We start from the raw sequence: 17,304 nt of genomic DNA, 5'->3' as shown, positions 1-17,304 counted from the left end.
CCCGCTCAGGCCGTGCTCGTCGCGAGCATCGCCGACCGCTCCAGTTCCGAATCGAAGCATCGCTGGAAGTACTCGGCGACGACGGGGCGCTCGGCCTCGTCGCACTTGTTGACGAACGACAACCGGAATGCCAGCGCCGGGTCGTGGAAGATCTCGATGTTCTCGGCCCAGGTGATCACCGTGCGCGGCGACATCAGCGTCGACAGGTCGCCGACCCGAAAACCGCTCCGGGTCAGGTTGGCCACGGCCACCATCGACCCGATCAGCTCCCGGCTCAGTGACGGCACCCGCGCGGACACGATCTCGATTTCCTGTTCCGCGGGGAGGTGATCGAGCGTCGCGACGATGTTCCAGCGATCGATCTGCGCGTGATTGAGCCGCTGCACACCGTGATACAGCCCGTTGAGATTGCCCAGGCCGACGGTGTTGGCGGTGGCGAACAACCGGAAGGCCGGATGCGGAGTCAGGACCCTGTTCTGGTCGAGCAGGGTGAGTTTCCCGTCGCGTTCGAGGAGACGCTGGATGACGAACATGACATCGGGGCGGCCGGCGTCGTATTCGTCGAGGATGAGGGCGACGGGTCGCTGCAATGCCCAGGGCAGGATGCCTTCCTGGAATTCGGTGACCTGCTTGCCGTCTCGCAGCACCACCGCGTCCCGGCCTATCAGGTCCAGCCGGCTGAGATGTCCGTCTAGGTTGACCCGCACACACGGCCAGTTGAGCCGCGCCGCGACCTGTTCGATGTGTGTGGACTTGCCGGTACCGTGCAGACCCTGCACCATCACCCGGCGGTTGCGGTCGAACCCGGCGAGCAGGGCCGTGGTCACCGCGTGATCGAACCGGTACGCGGGGTCGACGTCGGGGACGTGGTCGGCGGGTTCGCGGAAGGCGCGCACCGTCAGGTCGGTGTCGAGTCCGAACAGCTCGCGTGCGGACAGCACGTGGCTGGGTGTCGCAGTGGTCTTTTCGGGCATGCGCCCTCCTTCAGTTCAGGTCTGGCGAACCGTCGTCCGTGACCTTGTTCTCGATCTCACCGATGGCGTCGGCCGCCCGCCGCAACGCGGGCAGAAGCTTGAGCGCCTTGTCGGGGGTGAGTCGCATGACCGGGGCCTGGACTGCGATGCAGAGGTTGGAATTGCCTGTGGCACAGGGGACGAGTACCGCAGCGCACACGAGGCCGGGAAGGAACTCTTCGTCGTCGATGGCGTAACCGTCGCGGCGGACCTGCTTGAGTTCGGTCTCGATCAGCTCGACGTCGGTGACCGTCTTGTTGGTGTACCTCTCGAGCGGCATCCGCCCGAGAAGTCGCCGGCGCTGGGCGGGGCTGAGCTGCGACAGGATCATCTTGCCGCTGGCCGAGCAGTGCGCGGGCACCCGCGATCCCGCATGGAGTGTAAAGCGAAGGGGCTCGGAGGTTTCCACGCGGTCGAGATACACCACTTCGCTACCCGACAGGGTGGTCACGTTGCAGCTTTCGCCGAGTTCCGCGACGAGGTTCCGGAGGATGGCGTGTCGTGCGCCGTGGTGGGTGTCGTTGAGCAGCAGATTTTCGGCGAAGCGTCGCAGGCGCACGCCGGTGCCGTAGTGCCTGCCGTTGTTCTGCCGGGTGAGGAGTCCGGCGCCCTCGAGTTGCTGGAGCATGCGGTGCAGGGTCGGCTTGGCCATGCCCGTCTCTTCGACGAGCCCCTGCAACGTGAACAGCTGGTCCTTGGACGCGATCATCTCGAGCAGTGCGAACAGGCGGAGCGTCGGTGTGTCTCCGGGTAGCTCCGTAGTCGGGTGTCCGTTCGACTCGTCGATCCGGTGAATCTCACCCACGGTTCCTCCTTGGCCGAAACGGCGACGCATTCGCATCGTGTATCGAAAAATCATACATCCCGTTCCAGTTTTAGGAACATTCATTGACGAAGTGTGTGACGTGGCCTACTGTCGTTGCAGATCACAAAATCACGAACGAAACGTTCCGATTTTTGACATTCTCTGCCGGTTCCGGCGCGCCCTTGAAGGAGGATCACACATGAGCAAGAAGAAGAACGGTGCCGATCGCACCGCTGTCTCCGGTGTACAGAAGATGACACCGTCGGAGGCGTTCGTCGAGACGATGGTCGCCAACGGCGTCACCGACATGTTCGGCATCATGGGATCCGCCTTCATGGATGCGATGGACATCTTCGCTCCCGCCGGGATTCGACTCGTCCCGGTCGTGCACGAGCAGGGCGCGGGACACATGGCCGACGGGTATGCCCGGGTCAGCGGGCGGCACGGCATGGTGATCGGGCAGAACGGTCCGGGTATCAGCAACTGCGTCACCGCGATCGCCGCCGCGTTCTGGGCGCACAGCCCCGTCGTCATCGTCACTCCCGAGGCCGGCACCATGGGAACGGGCCTGGGCGGCTTCCAGGAAGCCAACCAGCTGCCGATGTTCCAGGAGTTCACGAAGTACCAGGGGCACGTCAACAACCCGAAGCGCATGGCCGAGTTCACGGGCCGCTGCTTCGACCGCGCGATGTCCGAGATGGGCCCGACGCAGCTCAACATTCCGCGCGACTACTTCTACGGTGAGATCGAGACGGAGATCCCGCAGCCCACCCGCCTCGACCGCGGTCCCGGTGGCGAGACGAGCCTGAACGAGGCGGCTGAACTGCTGGCGCAGGCCGAGTTCCCGGTCATCGTGTCCGGCGGCGGCGTGGTGATGGCCGACGGTGTCGAGGAGTGCAAGGCACTCGCCGAGCGTCTCGGCGCCCCCGTCGTCAACAGCTACCTGCACAACGACTCGTTCCCCGCCAGCCACCCGCTGTGGACCGGACCGCTCGGCTACCAGGGGTCCAAGGCCGCGATGAAGCTGATCAGCCAGGCGGACGTGGTGCTAGCCCTCGGCACCCGCCTCGGCCCCTTCGGGACTCTCCCGCAGCACGGCATGGACTACTGGCCGAAGAATGCCAAGATCATCCAGATCGACGCCGACCACAAGATGCTCGGTCTGGTCAAGAAGATCTCCGTCGGGATCTGCGGTGACGCGAAGGCCGCTGCCGTCGCGCTCACCGAGCGGCTCGAGGGCAAGTCCCTCGTCTGCGACGGCAATCGTGCGGCACGCGGCGAGAAGATCGACGCCGAGAAGGCCGCGTGGGAGACGGAACTCGACGAATGGACGCACGAGCGCGATGCGTTCAGCCTCGACATGATCGCCGAACAGGAAGGCGAGGAAGGCAACTGGCTGCACCCGCGTCAGGTGCTGCGCGAGCTGGAGAAGGCGATGCCGGAAGACGTGATGGTGTCCACGGACATCGGCAACATCAACTCCGTCGCCAACAGCTACCTCCGGTTCGAGAAGCCGCGCAGCTTCCTCGCCCCGATGAGCTTCGGTAACTGCGGTTACGCGCTGCCGACCATCATCGGCGCGAAGGCGGCGGCACCGGAACGGCCCGCCATCGCCTACGCAGGCGACGGCGCATGGGGGATGAGCCTGGGCGAGATCATGACGGCTGTCCGGCACGACATCCCGGTCACCGCCGTCGTCTTCCACAACCGGCAGTGGGGTGCGGAGAAGAAGAACCAGGTCGACTTCTACAACCGCCGCTTCGTCGCGGGTGAGCTCGAGAGCGAGTCCTTCGCCGGGATTGCACAGGCGATGGGCGCCGAGGGCATCGTGGTGGACAAGCTCGAAGAGGTCGGTCCCGCACTGCAGCGCGCGGTCGCCGCCCAGATGAACGAGGGCAAGACGACGGTCATCGAGATCATGTGCACCCGCGAACTCGGCGACCCCTTCCGCCGCGACGCGCTGTCGAAGCCGGTTCGCCTGCTCGACAAGTACAAGGACTACGTGTAGTCCGCTCCCTGCGAGCACGTGGCCCCCGGCGCAGTCGCCGGGGGCCACGTCCCGTGCCGTGCTGGTACCGACGATTCGCCGTCGTCTGGACCTGTCGCTTCGACGCCGCGACCCCCACACTTCTGACGGAGACAAACGGCGAACGGAAGCGGTGCAACAGGGTATGGCGGCAACAGTGTGGGATCTGTCGTTGCCTGCCCTCCTCTTCGCGCTCGGCGTGGTGGTGGCCGGCGGTGTCGTCCGCGGTTTCGGTGGGTTCGGTGGCGCGATGGTGTGGGTCGCGGGACTCGTCGTCCTGCTCCCCCCGACGTCGGTGATCCCCACCGTGTTCGTCCTCGAGGTCGTCGCGAGCGCCGCGATGCTGCCCCAGGTGTGGCGGCAGGTGCACTGGAAGTCGTTGCGCTGGTTGTTCGCCGGCACCCTGATCGGAATGCCGCTGGGGATGTGGGCGCTCACGCAACTGTCCGGTGACCTGGTGCGCGTCCTGCTGGGCGTCGCGATCATCGGCTCCGCCGTCGCCATGGCCGCCGTCCCCGACCGGCAGTCGCTGCCCGGCCCCGGGGTGACCACGGTGACGGGCGTGGCGTCCGGTCTCCTCAACGGCGGCTTCGCCCTCGGTGGCCCGCCCGCCGTCCTGATGTACTTCTCCGCGTCCACCCACGTGGCGGCCGGACGCGCCTCGCTCGTCGTGTTCTTCCTCGTCATCGACGCGTTCGGCGCCGCGGGGTCGGCCGCCGGTGGTCTCCTCACCGTGCCCGTCCTCGCACAGATCGCCCTGTTCACGCCGCTCTGCATGTTCGGCGCCGCCGCGGGGAAATGGCTGTTCGACCGCACCACCGCCCAGCAGGTCCGTCAACGCGTGCTGTGGCTACTCGGCTTCCTCGGCGCCGCCGTCCTCGTGCAGGTGGCGTTGCGCTGACCGCGTATCCCGTGAGCTCGAATCGCCCGAATCGCGCTGGAACAGACTCAGACTCGACACCGAGCGCTGCAGGCCGTCGAGGGTCCGGGGATCCCAGCCGGTCAGCTGTTGCCAGCGGTCGAGCCGGTAGGTGATCGAGTTCGCATGCAGGTGGATGTCCCGCCCGGCCGCGCTGATGGAGAACTCGTTGCGGGCGAAGGCCAGTACCGCCTCGACGAGGTGCGGATGGTCCGCGGCGACGGCGACACCCGGCTCCAGCAGCGTGGCGAGCTCGTCGCGATGATCCGCCAGGGTGGCGGCCACCCATTCGTCGGCGAAACGGACCACCTCGCCGGTCGGCGAGGCCAGATGCAGGACGCGGCGCGCGTCCGTGATGCTCATCGCCGCGCCGGCCAGGCCGGGGCGGCCCAATCCGACTCCGACCGTGGTGCCCGGGTGACCGAGCCGAACCTCGCGGATGATGTCGTCGACCGGTGCGCGCTGGCTCAGGGCGATGATGACGGTGCCGTGCCCGCTGCATTGAGTGGTGCCCGGGATCGTGTCCAGGGTGCGTTGCAGCCGTTCGAGCTGCGCTTCCGACCACTCCTCCGCGGCGACGCACACCGCTTGGAACTCGTGCTGCGGTGTGAAACCCAGCGCCTCTGCCAGCTCGCGCACATCGCGGTGGTCGCCGTCGACCGACCTCGCGAGGGCCTCGAAGAACCGGTATCGCACCCCCGCGCGGATGGCCTGTTCGCTTCGGGTCGCGTCGGTGTGTCCGACGGCGACCGCGCTGGTGGCGGTGTGGACGAGATCCCACATCATGCCGCCCGCGCGCAGCAGGTCGGTTGTCGGCTCGGCGGCGGTGGCCACCATCGTGTTCCACAATTCGCGGGACGCGATGTGGTACGTCTCGATGACGTCGGACAGTGGCAACCCCTGCATGGCCCGGCGCCTGCCGAGCTGACGCGAACGCTCGAGGACGTCGTCGGCGAGAGGCTCGCTCTCCGCGAGGGCGCGCAACGTCGCCGCGAGCTGGCGACTGATGTATCCGCGCTGCTCGTCGATCGGTACGGCGGCGTACGACTGCAATTCTGCGCGGATCTGACCCACCGCTCGGTCGGTGACCGATTCGATCTCCTCCGAGACCTGCCGGCACAGCCGTTGGATCGTGTCTTCACCCACGGACTCGGGCACCCTCTCCCTCGGTTTCCGCACTCCCGTGAAATTCACGAACCGCCTCGACGTTTTCCGGGATTCGCCCATGGCCCGAGGGGAGTGATTCAGACCACACTAGTGCCAGAGTGCACGTCGACCGGCACCGGACCCAACCCGCGACGCCGGTGGACGCAGTCGGAATAGGAGACAAAACAATCATGTCCAACGAGGCAAAAAGCGCCTTACTCGCGATAGGTGTCCCGTTCGCCGGGGTCCTGGGCGGCATCGTCGCCCTGTCCGGATCCACGGCCACGGTCTTCGGAGTCCCCATCCTGTTCGCGTGGTTGTTCCTGTGGATGCCGCTCACCTCGCTGTGCCTCCATCTCGCCTGGAAGCTATTCGACCGCAAGGACTTCGAAGCTGCCGAGCACGCCGAATCGGCCGCTGCGAACGCTGGGATGGGAGACCAGTCATGACCGCGGCCTTCTTCACCCTCGTGCTCGTCCTCGCCCTCGGGGCAGGCGTGCTGTCGCGGCGCGGCAGCAAGAAGGAGATCTCCGACTACCTGGTGGGTGGCCGGTCGTTCGGTCCGCTGCTGGTCTTCATCCTGGGAGCGGGCGAGGCGTACAGCATCGGCACCCTGATCGGGTTCCCCGGCGGCGTGTACGCGCACGGGGCGAGCTACGGCGTCTGGTTCATCGGGTACATCCTGCTGGCCTACCCGATCGGATACTTCTTCGCGCCCTACCTCTGGCGCGCGGGCAAGAGATACGGCGCCATGACCCTGCCCGATGTGGCCGGGCGCCACTTCCGGTCGCGTGGGCTGGAATTGACGATCGCCATCGCCTCGGTCGTATTCCTCATCCCGTGGGGCCAGCTTCAGCTCGCCGGACTGCAGATCGCGCTGACCGGTCTGGGTATCTCCATCGACCCCACCGTCGCGGTCTTCGCAGGCGCGGCCCTCGCGCTGCTGTTCCTCATGCTGTCCGGGGTGCGCGCCCCCGCGTTCGTGTCCTACGTCAAGGACACCGCCCTGTTGCTCGGCGCCGTCCTGATCGGACTGGCGGCAGTGATCGAGACCGGTGGCACCGAGAAACTGTTCGCCGCAGCGGCAGCCAGTGGTGGCGGCTCGACCTCACACTCCACGGTCACCGGGTCGTCACTGACGTTCGTCCTGACGACGATCGTGTTCCAATCGGTCGGGTTCTTCATCTTCCCGATCATCGTGCAGGCCGTGCTCGCGGCGAAGTCCGAGGCGACGATCAAGCGGGTCGCCAAGTTCAATCCCCTGTACATGCTCATGTACCCGTTCCTCGTCGCCGCCGCCTTCGGGGCGATCACGCTGCTGCCCACGAAGCTCGAGGGTACGGAATCCGACCAGGTGCTCCTGCAGTTGTCGCGACAACTGCTGCCCGACTGGCTGACCGGCGTCGTCGCAGGCGGCGCGGCCCTCTGCGCGATCGTGGTCCTGTGCGGGGCGGCCCTCGGAATCGGCGCGATCGTGTCGCGCAACATCATTCCCGGGATCCCGGAATCCCGCCAACGGGTCTGGGTGCGTGGAGTCGTCGTGGCGTACCTCGGGATCTCGCTCCTGCTCACCCTCGCGACACCTCAGCTCCTGCTCACCCTGGTCAACACGGCGTACTACGGCGTCACCCAGGCCGCGGTGGTCTTCGCGACGATGGTCTTCGGATGGAAGCTGCGACCCGCCGCCCTCGCCATGGGCGTGGTGCTCGGCGACGTCGTGGTGCTGTGGCTGTATCTCGACAAGCACGGCCCGGTGTCCGTGTGGCTCGCCGAGCACGGTGTCAATCTCGGCGCGGCTGCCCTGGTCCTCAACATCCTCTTCGTGGTGTCGACGCGGGTGTTCTGGCCACCCACCGATCCCGTCCGCGGCCTTCGCGCCGACGGCCGAACGTCCGGCACCGCCGCGGGATCCGTGGCCGCACGCAGCGAAGTGGGTGCCTGATGTTCAGGACACTGCTCACCGCCGATTCGATCCACACCCAGGACCCGTCGTCACCGACCGTCGAAGCGCTGGTCATCGACGGAGCCGACGTGATCGCCACCGGCACCAGGAAGGACATGGCCGACTACGCAGGCACCGGAGCCCGCCGCCTGGACCTGCCCGGCGCCACGGTGATCCCGGGACTGATCGAATCGCACATCCACCCCACCTACGCCGGCCTCACCGACGGCTGGGCGGACTGCCGGACACCACCGTGCCGGTCGATCGCCGACATCCAGCAGGCGTTGCGCGCCGCGGCCGCCGGCAGCGGATGGATCAGGGGGTGGGGTTACGACGACACCCAGATCGCCGAAGGACGGCATCCGACCAGGACGGATCTCGACGCCGTCAGCACCGATCGTCCGGTCATCGTCCTGCACATCTGCGGGCACTTCGCCGTCGCCAACACCGCCGCACTCGCGGCCGCAGGCATCGACGAATCCACGGTGCCGGTGGACGACCCGCTCTTCCCCCGCGGGGCCGACGGCCGTCTGACCGGGATGGCGTGGGAAATCGATGCGGTGGCAAGGCTCACCGCGGCGGTTCCCGCGCTGACCGAGCAGGAGGTCAACGGCGCCCTGCTTCGCAGCCTGCTGTCGGCGCGGTCGCGGGGCATCACCACCATCCACGATCTCGGGGTGGGTCTCTCGGCCGGCGAGCAGGAGCTGACCGCCTACCGCTCACTGGACGCGTCGGGTGAGCTACCGGTGCACGTCGTCGGGTTCCTGCGCGGTGACATGGCGCTCGAGGCCCTCGACGACCGCGGAGTCACGTTCGAGCGCACACCCGGGGCCGGCGCACGCTTCCGGCTGGCCGGCGCGAAGTTCTGGGCCGACGGATCGATCCAGGGGCTGTCCGCCGCACTCCGCACGCCGTACGCGTGCGACCCCAGCCATCACGGCGACCTGCTCTACCCGCAGGCGCAACTCGACGAGATGATCCTGCGGGTGCATCGTGCGGGCGGTCAGGTCGCCGTGCACGCCAACGGCGACGCGGCGGTCGGTGCCGCGATCACCTCGCTGCGGAGGGCGCAAGCCACCGACGGCCGGGTGGGACGGCACCGCATCGAACACTGCCAGGTGAGCGCGCCCAGCGACCTGGCCGCGATCCGGGAAGCCGAACTCGGGGTGAGTTTCTTCGTCAACCACGTCTTCTACTGGGGCGACCGCCACCGCGACCGGTTCCTCGGTGCCGAGCGCGCCGCCGAGATGGATCCCCTCGCCTGCGCCGACGAACTGGGGCTGCGATTCGGACTGCATTCGGACTGCCCGATCACCCCGATGGACCCGCTCGCGACCATCAGGACCGCGGTCACCAGGATGACGAGGGGCGGCACCGTGCTCGGCGGGAACCAGCGGATCGGAGTGGATCGCGCGATCCGGGCCATGACCATCGACAGCGCGTACCTGGTGCACGACGAGACCCGTGTCGGAACCTTGACGGCGGGCCGCCGTGCGGACCTGGTGGCGCTCGACGGCAGCCTCGGGGATCTCGCGGACGGCACCACCGAAATCCCCCGTCCCACAATGGTCATGATCGACGGAGAAGCGGCGGACATGCGCTAAGTCCGAACGTAAGTGCCTCAGCTGAAACGGAACCCGTCCTCGCCGATCAGGCGAGGGCGGGTTCCGGCTACCGGCGGAAACTCCGGGTGAGCTCCCGGAGGCAATGGGCGGCGGCTGGGCGGGGGAAATGAAGTACGACGGGTGCCGCCTCGTGGCTGCGGTCGGCGGCGGCGAGCCGCCGGTGTTGTGGACCCGCAACCTCAACGTCGTCACCTCCTCGTACCCGGAGGTGGCCGAAGACCCTGCGCCCGACTACGGCCCTGCGACGGCAGGTGCCGGTGACCTACCTTCCTTTCGGCGTTCTTTACCGGACTACGGGCTACTCCCCATCGCCTGCCTCGATGAGGCGAGATACCAAGCGCCGATTGCAACCTGATCGAGGGCGTCGCGTAGTAGCAACTATCGCAATGTGTGCGTTCGTCGACGCGAGTCGAAACCGGACGAGCACACCGTCGGCGCCGAGGGTGATCCGGTGCAGCATCGACCGTCCTAGCCGTCGTAGAACGGCGATTCCAGACCTGTTTCGAGGATTGAGGGGCGGTCTGCGCTCACCCAATTACCGACTCGACAATGACCCGGTTAGCGCCCCGGCAATGAGAATCTCACCGGACGGTGCTATCGGGTTCCTACTGGTCAGTGAGTTTCAGTCAGGGCCCGGCTTTCGGGACGTGCCGGTCAGCGTTCGTCTTTCGGACGTTCGCGATCGACGTCGTCGATGTTCGATCTGTGCTGTTCATCGGTTAGCACATGCAAGTATCGATGCCATGTCTGGAAAGCGAATCAACTTTGGTTACGTTGGCGATCCACCGCCTGGGTGGACTGCCCACCTAGTGTGGCGCGCCCGGATCTTACGACTGGTCGGCGAATCCATCTCGGACAAAGAACTTGAGCGCGAACTGGAACGTGAGGAGCAAGAACAACGCGACAAACGGGCTCAACGCCCACCGGGTCGCCGCGATGTACCGGAGTTCCGGAAACGACCGGACGCTTTCCTGACAACGGAGGACGAGGATCCAGTCCTCCATGAGCCGACGTTGTCCATCCCGTTCAGAACAAACAACGGGCTCGACCTCCAATTCACCCGAGTGAAGGTCTACGAGAACGGGGTGGGCTTTGATCTGGTCGCCCGAGAACCGGACCCCGACCCCACCGCCGGTATCCCGTTCGACACAGAAACCATCAATCTTGGTTTCAGGATCAGGCCGGACAAGGCCCACAAGACCAGAATTCGACTGGTCGTTGCTGTCTCACCCTCTCGTGGTGAACACGGCGCTTATGGGGGCACGGTGTTGTCCAACTCGTTCAAACCGGACGACTTCCCTGACGATCCGAACGAGCCATGGCTCTACGGGGGTGGAGACTCTCGCGGTCGTGTTCACGAGCTGGGTGTCATCGAGACGAGGGCGCATTACTTCCTCAGCCCGGTGCCCACCACAGGCACAATCCACGTCACGGTGGCTTACCCCGAGTTCGGACTGAAGATGACGAGCATTGAGTTCGATGCAGCTAGTTTCCGCATACCTGGCCGGTAGCCGATCCGTCACCGGACGCCTCACTCGTCGTGCGGTGCTTCAGCGACCCACTCTCCCTTGGGAACGGGTTCTGGATCGGCTGGCACTTCGCTGCCGGTAAGCCGCGCGAGGACAACTCGCCAGTGGAGGAGCTCTGCTTCGGTGGCCTTGAGCTCAGCGCGCACACTCTGGAGGACTTCGTGCGTGTCGTTGCTGGAGTTGGCCTCAATCCTCTGTGCGATGCGCCCGAGCCGTGCGACCCGCGCGGTCAACTGCTGGACGATCGAGTCCACCGGTTGTGCAAGCTCCTCGGATCGTGGAAGGGCGGCCGCGAACCGGTCGACAAGCTCGAACGTCGACTCGTACATCTGATCATGGTGGCAGCTGCGTAACCCCGCAGGTGACCTGTTCCGAAAACGGATCCCTGAGCGGATGCGACGGTCGACAGTTGGTCATCACCTGCCGGAATCATGGGCACCGTTCCTGACGGAGCGGATAACGGGAGACAGGAGCCGACGATGCGACGACGACTCAGTGGACAGGTCCACAGCGAGAACAGCAACTTCTTCCTGTTCGACGACCTTTTCGCGGCCCAAGCATCGACGATCGACGGGACTGCGGGTTTCCTGCAGCCTGGCCAGGGCGTGCTGGCTATCACCACCGAAGTCAGATGGGGACCCGTACAGGTGACGGTGGAGGTACATGATGGTCCGCCGACCGGCACACCATCGCCTCAGGATTGGGACAGAACAGCGGAGACCAGCTATCACACCAACAACGGCTCCCAGCGGATTCTCGACGGAGATTTCGGATCGGACCTGGGCGAGCTCGACGAAATTCTCACTGAGCCAGGACCGGCTACGGTTTTCGTGCGCGCCTTCGGCTGGGTAGCCGACTCCGGATACCCCGAGCGGTACTTACTCCAGATCTGGACACGAAGGGCAGAGAAGGAACCCTCCCGCGAACAGGCCGACTACGGAGCCGACTACACAGGCCCGCGCGGTGAGAACCGCACGGACGTCCCGCCGCAGCCGGGTAGCACTTTTGGCTCAAGCGAACAGACCAACAACGCAGGCCGGTCCGGGAAGTACCTCCATGTGCAGTACGGCCATCCATCTACGGCACCGATTGAGGATCAGTGACCAGTCAGCGATCCGCTTACGGAACCACCTGTCCGCCAGCGCGCTGTCGGCCGGCCTGTCCCGCTGGTGGTTCCCGAGAAGGACATCCGCCACGACGCACCTATCCGGAGCCAGTCCACGACCGCTACCGTGCGAAAGGTGGAACTTATTCTCGCTGCCTCGGCCGAATTCGAGCGCGTGGTGCGCCAACTGCCGGTGGACTCATGGGACCTGCCCACACCGTCACAGATTTCGGTGCGCGACCTGGTCGAGCACGTCGTGGTGGGAAATCGCTTCACTGCGCTCCTGCTTGCCGGCGTCGGTCGTGAACAAGCCCGGAACATGCTCGCAGATGACCAGCTCGGAGACGACCCGGTCGCTGCGGTGGCCGAATCGTCACGACACCAGGCCGAGGCCTTCGCCGCCGCACCACCGGAACAGCCAGTTCCAGGCCCGAACTGCGACGTCCCTGCCGAGGCGTTCCTGCGGTTCCGGCTCGTCGACCTTGTGGGACCTCCTTCGTGCGGCGGGCCTCGATGAAACTCTTGACCCGCCTGTGGTCGCCGGGCTGTCGCGTGTGGTCGAACCCATCTGGACGACATGCTCGCCTTCGGCGCGTACGGCGAGGGCCCGAGTCTCACATTGCCTCCCGACGCTTCGCAGCAGACCCGACTCCTCGACTGGTTCGGACGACGGCCCTAGCGCAACGCCAGACACGCCAGTGACGTCAGGCCCTGCCGACCACCGCGACGATCAGCGCGGCGAGTTCGCTTTTCGCCTCGTCGGACGAGAGCACTCCCGTTACCGCCGCGTGCGAGAGCGCCTCCGCAGCACCGAATATCGCCGTCATCGGTGGTTGCGCAAGTCCACCGGTGGTGCCGAAGGGGGCAAGTATCTCCCGGCATCGTTCGGAATAAACGTGCTCCGATTCACGCTTGACCTGCTCCAGCTCGGGCGAACCCTCCAGCGCTGCGAGCACACCCGTCAGTTCACGCCCCTGCGCCAGCGCGCATCCGACGTACGAGTTGGCGATGGCGTTCGCGCGCCCATTCAGTGACTCCTCCGCGGCCTCGAGATACTCCTCGAGCATCACCGTCTGACGGTCGTCGAATTCGCTGAAGAGGGCGGCCAACAGCGCGGCGCGGGAGGCAAAGTGGCTGTAGACGACCGGTTTTGCGACGCCTGCACGTTCGGCCAACCGGCCGAGGGTCAGCGCGTCCGCGCCTTCTGCTCGTACCAGGGCCCACGACACCTCCACAAGCTGGTCGTATCTGTCGGCCCGCGACAGTCTCGTGCGTGCCATCGGGCACCTCCTTGCGCTATATACGAATAGTAACCTACTCTTGGTACATAGACGTCTCACTCGCCGAAGGAAACGCTCATGACCGCACTCGTCGTAGTGTCCCATTCCGATCCCGACTCGCTGACCCAGCATGTCGCCCGAGCTACCGCCGACGCGATCCGCGCCACGGGCGGTGAAGTTGACATCGCCGACCTGGGAGTCGAGAACTTCGATCCCCGATTCTCCGAAGCCGATCTGGACCTGTTCCGCGGCAACGGGTCTGCGCCTGCTGACGTGGTAGCCGAGCAGAAACGAATCGATCGTGCAGAACATCTGATTCTCGTGTTTCCGATGTACTGGTGGTCGATGCCCGCACTACTCAAAGGCTGGATCGATCGCGTCTTCGTCAGCGGGTGGGCATACGAATTCACCCCGGGAAGCGAATTCGTGAAGAAGCTGGACCGACTCACCGTCCATCTGATCCCCGTTGCGGGCGACGACGCGGAGAGTTTCGAGCGCCACGGTGTGTACGAGGCCTTTCGAACGCAGATCGAGCGCGGCATTGTCGAATACTGCGGTGCCACAATGGGATCGACGACGTTCGTGCACGAGTCGGACACGAAGAGCCGCGATACCCTCGCCGCAGAGATCCGTGACCTCAGCGAGAGTATCGCGGCCCGCGTCGCCGGCCTGGCTAGCGCAGTTGCCCGTTGACGAACACCCTAACTAATCTTCGACCTCTGAAAAGCCGCCCAATCCGGGTACCACTCCGCCCGGGCACTTGCGAAGTGCAGAGAATGGATTTGAAACCAATGCGTTTGAGGCGCTGGCCGCAGACCCGACAGATAGACGTTCACCCCCATGCCGACGTAATCGGCGCGCGCCGCTTCCCCACGCCCGAGCGGCAACGCCTTGCCGATGTCCACCTGCACTGACCGCGGCGGGTAACGTCCTGATGGCCGGGTGTTCTGGCCATCGTTCGGTCCAACTGTCGGTGTTCATCACAGCGCAGCTCGCAGTGGGGCGTGGCCGGTTGCCTGGACCTTCGGGACCGTTCGCCAGGCCACCGAACCGGAGTCGCTACCCTCTACCGGACCAGTCGGCTTCTGCCACTCGAAGTCGACCTCTTGACCAGGGTCGAGCTTTCTGAATCCAGCGATGTCGAGCTCGCTGAAGTGCGCCCAGCAGCCACCGGGGGTCTGGGCGCAGTCATCTCCCGATGATGCAGGAAGTTCGCACCGGTCAGCGATCCGCTATCGGCACAGCACTGTGGCGCCCGTTGCGGCAGTCGGAGCCACGATCGATCGAATCCGGCAAATATCGGCGGCTTGCACACCGAACCCGTACGGGCTCGGTGTGGCGTATGACCGAGAATCCCGGAACTCGCGCGGGTTTGACAACTGGCGACACGGTGATGCTCCACGCTCAAGGGGTCTCGAAGTTCAAAATCCTCAGCATCGATGAGGACGGCCATGCACTCATCGAGTCCCTATCCATAACCCAGGAAAATATGCGTTCAGCGTCGCGGTGAAGTTTCTCGTCCCGGCGAAGTCCTGATCGTCTCTGTCACAGGGACGATCTACTCTGACAACCGCGACGAGCAACAGGTCGCCACTCACTGCCCAGACCGGTGATCATCACGGTCCTGATCTACGGTGTTCCGCGGATTGGCAGGTGTGGCGGCCTGTTTCTCTTTGCGATCTGCGGGTGAACCCGCCATCACTCGGCCTGCACCTACGGGCCCCACTCGATTGGGTAGCTGTACCGATCCGCCTCCGGCGGGCGATACACAGCGCAGGAGGTGCGCTTCCATTCAACAGAGCCCGTTCCGACCAAGGAGTTCGCCATGTTGGACCTGGGATTCTTCTACGCTTTCCCTCAGCTCCTCGACGCGTGGGTGGCACTAGGCAACGCGATCCAGTGGTGGCAGTCGCTTCCATTCAACTAACCCCGGAGGTGTTGACGTGATTCCGATCCGCCGTAACCGCGAGCGATGCGTAGTTGTCGGGGCCAACTTCAACGTGTGGAGGACGCCATGGACGACCTGAGTCTTTGGGGCATTCCCGAGTGGGCGCAGCCCGCCTTCTATGCGATCGCCAACGGTCTGGCACAGATCGCGTACTGGTGGTTCAGCGTCACGTGAGCAGCGTGAACATACGCTTGACGAATCGGCTGGTCTTCCGCATACCGGAACCGTAAGGGTCGCCCGGGCTGCGCAAATGGGCGCACAATCGGCCCATGCGGCTGATTGCGCCGATGTTGGCCACCCCGGGTGAACCTCCGGAGCAAATGGACGGTGGCTGGGCGGCGGAAATGAAGTACGACGGGTGCCGCGTCGTGGCTGCGGTCGGCGGCGGCGAGCCGCCGGTGTTGTGGACCCGCAACCCCAACGTCGTCACCTCCTCGTACCCAGAGGTGGCCGAGGCGTTGACCGAAGCATTCGGCGGTCGCGGCCGGATCGTGTTCGACGGCGAGATCGTGGCCCTCTCCCAGGGTCGGCTGTCGTTCGCGCGCTTGCAGAAGCGGATGAACACCCTGCGCCCGACTACGGCCCTGCGACGGCAGGTGCCGGTCACCTACCTCCCGTTCGACGTTCTGTCTGCCGACGGTTCCGATTTGATGGCGACGCGGTATCTGGAGCGCCGTGCCGCTCCCACCGACCTCGGTCACGAGTTACGCGGGCTCGGCGTGCCCGTGCAGATCTTGCCGCATTGCGTAGGAGTGGACGGTGCCGTCATTCTGGGGGCCGCCAGGAATTCCGGGATGGAGGGCGCGGTTTTCAAACGGGTGGGGTCGCCCTATCTACCGGGTCAGCGCGGAGACCTCGATCCGGGGTCGGTCACACGGGATTCGCTGTGACGGAACGTATCCGATCAAAGGGAAGCCGCTGTCGCCTTCCCCGGTGACAGCGGCTTCGTTTCCTTTTCGGGAACGCTACGCACTGTAGGTCTTACCCGGCCAGCGGGACGGTGACGCCATATCGCCTCTCGGCAAGTGGTCGCTCGCAGCGACTTTTCTGGTGTGGTACCCGGGGTATGTGCGCCACCGTCAGCCTGTTCAACAGCGGACCATCGGGTGGTATTCCGAGGCGGTGTGTCCGCCGGCAGTGCGTGGTGCTTGCGCGGGTCGCACCAGTGGTCAGTGGGCGTCCTCGAGAGTGATCGGCTTCAGCAGGTCTTCACCGTTGTTGCGAACGTTGTTGACGGCCTTGGACACCGGGTAGGTCTCGAGGCTGCCCGGTGCCGGCGGTGCCATCAAGGATCGGGTGTGGTCGACGTCGGTGTTGGTCGGGTCGAGCCAGTCCGCCCAGTTCTCCGGGGCGACGCTCATCGGCATCCGATCGTGGATATGCCCCACATCGTCGGTCGAGTTGGTTGTGATCACGCAAAATGTGATCAGCCAGGCGTCCGGATCGTTGTCGGGGACGTCGGGGTTGCGCCAGAAGTCGAAGATGCCGGCCAACGGGAGAATGTCGCTCTCGGCCGGGTGGATGTAGTACGGCTGCTTGAGGGGTTTCCCGGACTTGCCGACCTCGTCGGTCGGGAACCACTCATAGAACCCGGACACCGGGACGATCCCGCGCCGAGACTTGAAACACTGCCTGTACGCGGGCTTTTCGTGCACGGTCTCGGCGCGGGCGTTGATCATGCGTGAGCCGATCTTCGGATCTTTGGCCCAGAACGGTGTCAGGCCCCATTTGAGGTTGCGCAGCTGTCGTTGGGGTTGCTCGTCGTCGGTGTCTTTCGGTACCCGCGCGATCACAACTGGGGAGGTCTTCGTGGGCGCCACGTTGTAGTCCGGCGCCATCTCCGGGTCGGCCCGTTCAGGGGCGACATCGAAGGTCTCGAGCAGCGTTCCCCGGCTCGTCGTCGAGGCGTAACGACCACACATACCGATAGCCTGCCACGATCGACCACCGCGACGGGGAAGGCGCT

Annotated in this window: 15 protein-coding genes and 2 pseudogenes; 11 read left to right on the top strand and 6 right to left on the bottom strand. The window is 65.4% G+C overall.

Translation table 11 applies throughout. The features are described from left to right. Positions 1 to 5: 5 nt before the first annotated feature. Positions 6 to 974 carry an AAA family ATPase gene (locus QM841_RS28635; protein ID WP_283334647.1) on the bottom strand — a complete coding sequence of 323 codons (969 nt, stop codon included), beginning with the start codon at positions 972 to 974 and terminating at the stop codon, positions 6 to 8. Positions 975 to 984: 10 nt separating this feature from the next. Further along, positions 985 to 1,818 (bottom strand): IclR family transcriptional regulator, encoded by an 834-nt coding sequence (locus tag QM841_RS28630; RefSeq protein WP_283334646.1) that lies wholly within the window; start codon positions 1,816 to 1,818, stop codon positions 985 to 987. Positions 1,819 to 2,017: 199 nt separating this feature from the next. Here QM841_RS28630 and xsc point away from each other — a divergent pair, with 199 nt between their 5' ends. Then, positions 2,018 to 3,826 carry a sulfoacetaldehyde acetyltransferase gene (xsc, locus tag QM841_RS28625; protein ID WP_280779192.1) on the top strand — a complete coding sequence of 603 codons (1,809 nt, stop codon included), beginning with the start codon at positions 2,018 to 2,020 and terminating at the stop codon, positions 3,824 to 3,826. 163 nt (positions 3,827 to 3,989) lie between these two features. Beyond that, on the top strand, positions 3,990 to 4,745 hold the full coding sequence (locus QM841_RS28620; protein WP_005254313.1) for a sulfite exporter TauE/SafE family protein: 756 nt from the start codon (positions 3,990 to 3,992) through the stop codon (positions 4,743 to 4,745). On the opposite strand, the gene QM841_RS28615 is transcribed toward QM841_RS28620, so the two are convergent. After that, positions 4,695 to 5,921, bottom strand: a complete 1,227-nt coding sequence (locus QM841_RS28615; RefSeq protein ID WP_280779195.1) for a PucR family transcriptional regulator — start codon at positions 5,919 to 5,921, stop codon at positions 4,695 to 4,697. The genes QM841_RS28620 and QM841_RS28615 overlap by 51 nt on opposite strands. A gap of 179 nt (positions 5,922 to 6,100) precedes the next feature. On the opposite strand from QM841_RS28615, the gene QM841_RS28610 reads away from it, so the two are divergent. From QM841_RS28610 to QM841_RS28590, 5 genes and pseudogenes are all read left to right on the top strand, one after another. Beyond that, positions 6,101 to 6,358, top strand: a complete 258-nt coding sequence (locus QM841_RS28610; RefSeq protein WP_283334645.1) for a DUF3311 domain-containing protein — start codon at positions 6,101 to 6,103, stop codon at positions 6,356 to 6,358. Continuing rightward, the gene (locus tag QM841_RS28605) at positions 6,355 to 7,851 is read left to right on the top strand and encodes a sodium:solute symporter family protein (protein WP_283334644.1); all 1,497 of its coding nucleotides are present in this window, start codon (positions 6,355 to 6,357) and stop codon (positions 7,849 to 7,851) included. The genes QM841_RS28610 and QM841_RS28605 overlap by 4 nt, the downstream gene beginning before the upstream one ends. Further along, a complete protein-coding gene (locus QM841_RS28600) occupies positions 7,851 to 9,455 on the top strand; it encodes an amidohydrolase (RefSeq protein WP_283334643.1) in 1,605 nt (534 codons plus the stop codon). The genes QM841_RS28605 and QM841_RS28600 overlap by 1 nt, the downstream gene beginning before the upstream one ends. A 103-nt stretch (positions 9,456 to 9,558) precedes the next feature. Then, positions 9,559 to 9,760 (top strand): annotated as a pseudogene (locus QM841_RS28595) (ATP-dependent DNA ligase); the annotation flags it as partial. 459 nt (positions 9,761 to 10,219) lie between these two features. Then, positions 10,220 to 10,987, top strand: a complete 768-nt coding sequence (locus tag QM841_RS28590) for a hypothetical protein (RefSeq protein ID WP_283334733.1) — start codon at positions 10,220 to 10,222, stop codon at positions 10,985 to 10,987. A 20-nt stretch (positions 10,988 to 11,007) separates the two neighbouring features. Here QM841_RS28590 and QM841_RS28585 read toward each other — a convergent pair whose 3' ends face one another. After that, positions 11,008 to 11,334 carry a hypothetical protein gene (locus QM841_RS28585; RefSeq protein ID WP_283334642.1) on the bottom strand — a complete coding sequence of 109 codons (327 nt, stop codon included), beginning with the start codon at positions 11,332 to 11,334 and terminating at the stop codon, positions 11,008 to 11,010. Between the two features lie 150 nt (positions 11,335 to 11,484). On the opposite strand from QM841_RS28585, the gene QM841_RS28580 reads away from it, so the two are divergent. Continuing rightward, on the top strand, positions 11,485 to 12,108 hold the full coding sequence (locus tag QM841_RS28580; protein WP_283334641.1) for a hypothetical protein: 624 nt from the start codon (positions 11,485 to 11,487) through the stop codon (positions 12,106 to 12,108). A gap of 138 nt (positions 12,109 to 12,246) precedes the next feature. Next, positions 12,247 to 12,627 carry a maleylpyruvate isomerase N-terminal domain-containing protein gene (locus tag QM841_RS28575; protein ID WP_283334640.1) on the top strand — a complete coding sequence of 127 codons (381 nt, stop codon included), beginning with the start codon at positions 12,247 to 12,249 and terminating at the stop codon, positions 12,625 to 12,627. A 187-nt stretch (positions 12,628 to 12,814) separates the two neighbouring features. Here QM841_RS28575 and QM841_RS28570 read toward each other — a convergent pair whose 3' ends face one another. Next, on the bottom strand, positions 12,815 to 13,390 hold the full coding sequence (locus QM841_RS28570; RefSeq protein WP_283334639.1) for a TetR/AcrR family transcriptional regulator: 576 nt from the start codon (positions 13,388 to 13,390) through the stop codon (positions 12,815 to 12,817). A gap of 78 nt (positions 13,391 to 13,468) precedes the next feature. Here QM841_RS28570 and QM841_RS28565 point away from each other — a divergent pair, with 78 nt between their 5' ends. Together QM841_RS28565 and QM841_RS28560 are read left to right on the top strand one after the other, a co-directional pair. Further along, a complete protein-coding gene (locus tag QM841_RS28565; RefSeq protein ID WP_283334638.1) occupies positions 13,469 to 14,083 on the top strand; it encodes an NAD(P)H-dependent oxidoreductase in 615 nt (204 codons plus the stop codon). Positions 14,084 to 15,607: 1,524 nt separating this feature from the next. Further along, positions 15,608 to 16,186 (top strand): annotated as a pseudogene (locus tag QM841_RS28560) (ATP-dependent DNA ligase); the annotation flags it as partial. Positions 16,187 to 16,507: 321 nt separating this feature from the next. Here QM841_RS28560 and QM841_RS28555 read toward each other — a convergent pair. Then, positions 16,508 to 17,260, bottom strand: a complete 753-nt coding sequence (locus tag QM841_RS28555; RefSeq protein ID WP_283334637.1) for an SOS response-associated peptidase — start codon at positions 17,258 to 17,260, stop codon at positions 16,508 to 16,510. Positions 17,261 to 17,304 lie beyond the last annotated feature (44 nt).

Origin of the sequence: Rhodococcus sp. IEGM 1307, from assembly GCF_030056915.1 — a bacterium.
GTDB classification, from domain to species: Bacteria; Actinomycetota; Actinomycetes; order Mycobacteriales; family Mycobacteriaceae; genus Rhodococcus_F; species Rhodococcus_F opacus_D.
Note: the sequence above shows the minus strand (reverse complement) of the source record. Positions and strands in the feature narration are given on the sequence as shown.

Coding starts and splice junctions, on each gene's coding strand:
- QM841_RS28605 (WP_283334644.1), top strand. CDS start 6,355: ATGACCGCGGCCTTCTTCACCCTCGTGCTCGTCCTCGCCCTCGGGGCA.
- QM841_RS28585 (WP_283334642.1), bottom strand. CDS start 11,334: ATGTACGAGTCGACGTTCGAGCTTGTCGACCGGTTCGCGGCCGCCCTT.
- QM841_RS28570 (WP_283334639.1), bottom strand. CDS start 13,390: ATGGCACGCACGAGACTGTCGCGGGCCGACAGATACGACCAGCTTGTG.
- QM841_RS28580 (WP_283334641.1), top strand. CDS start 11,485: ATGCGACGACGACTCAGTGGACAGGTCCACAGCGAGAACAGCAACTTC.
- xsc (WP_280779192.1), top strand. CDS start 2,018: ATGAGCAAGAAGAAGAACGGTGCCGATCGCACCGCTGTCTCCGGTGTA.
- QM841_RS28590 (WP_283334733.1), top strand. CDS start 10,220: ATGTCTGGAAAGCGAATCAACTTTGGTTACGTTGGCGATCCACCGCCT.
- QM841_RS28635 (WP_283334647.1), bottom strand. CDS start 974: ATGCCCGAAAAGACCACTGCGACACCCAGCCACGTGCTGTCCGCACGC.
- QM841_RS28600 (WP_283334643.1), top strand. CDS start 7,851: ATGTTCAGGACACTGCTCACCGCCGATTCGATCCACACCCAGGACCCG.
- QM841_RS28555 (WP_283334637.1), bottom strand. CDS start 17,260: ATGTGTGGTCGTTACGCCTCGACGACGAGCCGGGGAACGCTGCTCGAG.
- QM841_RS28565 (WP_283334638.1), top strand. CDS start 13,469: ATGACCGCACTCGTCGTAGTGTCCCATTCCGATCCCGACTCGCTGACC.
- QM841_RS28620 (WP_005254313.1), top strand. CDS start 3,990: ATGGCGGCAACAGTGTGGGATCTGTCGTTGCCTGCCCTCCTCTTCGCG.
- QM841_RS28610 (WP_283334645.1), top strand. CDS start 6,101: ATGTCCAACGAGGCAAAAAGCGCCTTACTCGCGATAGGTGTCCCGTTC.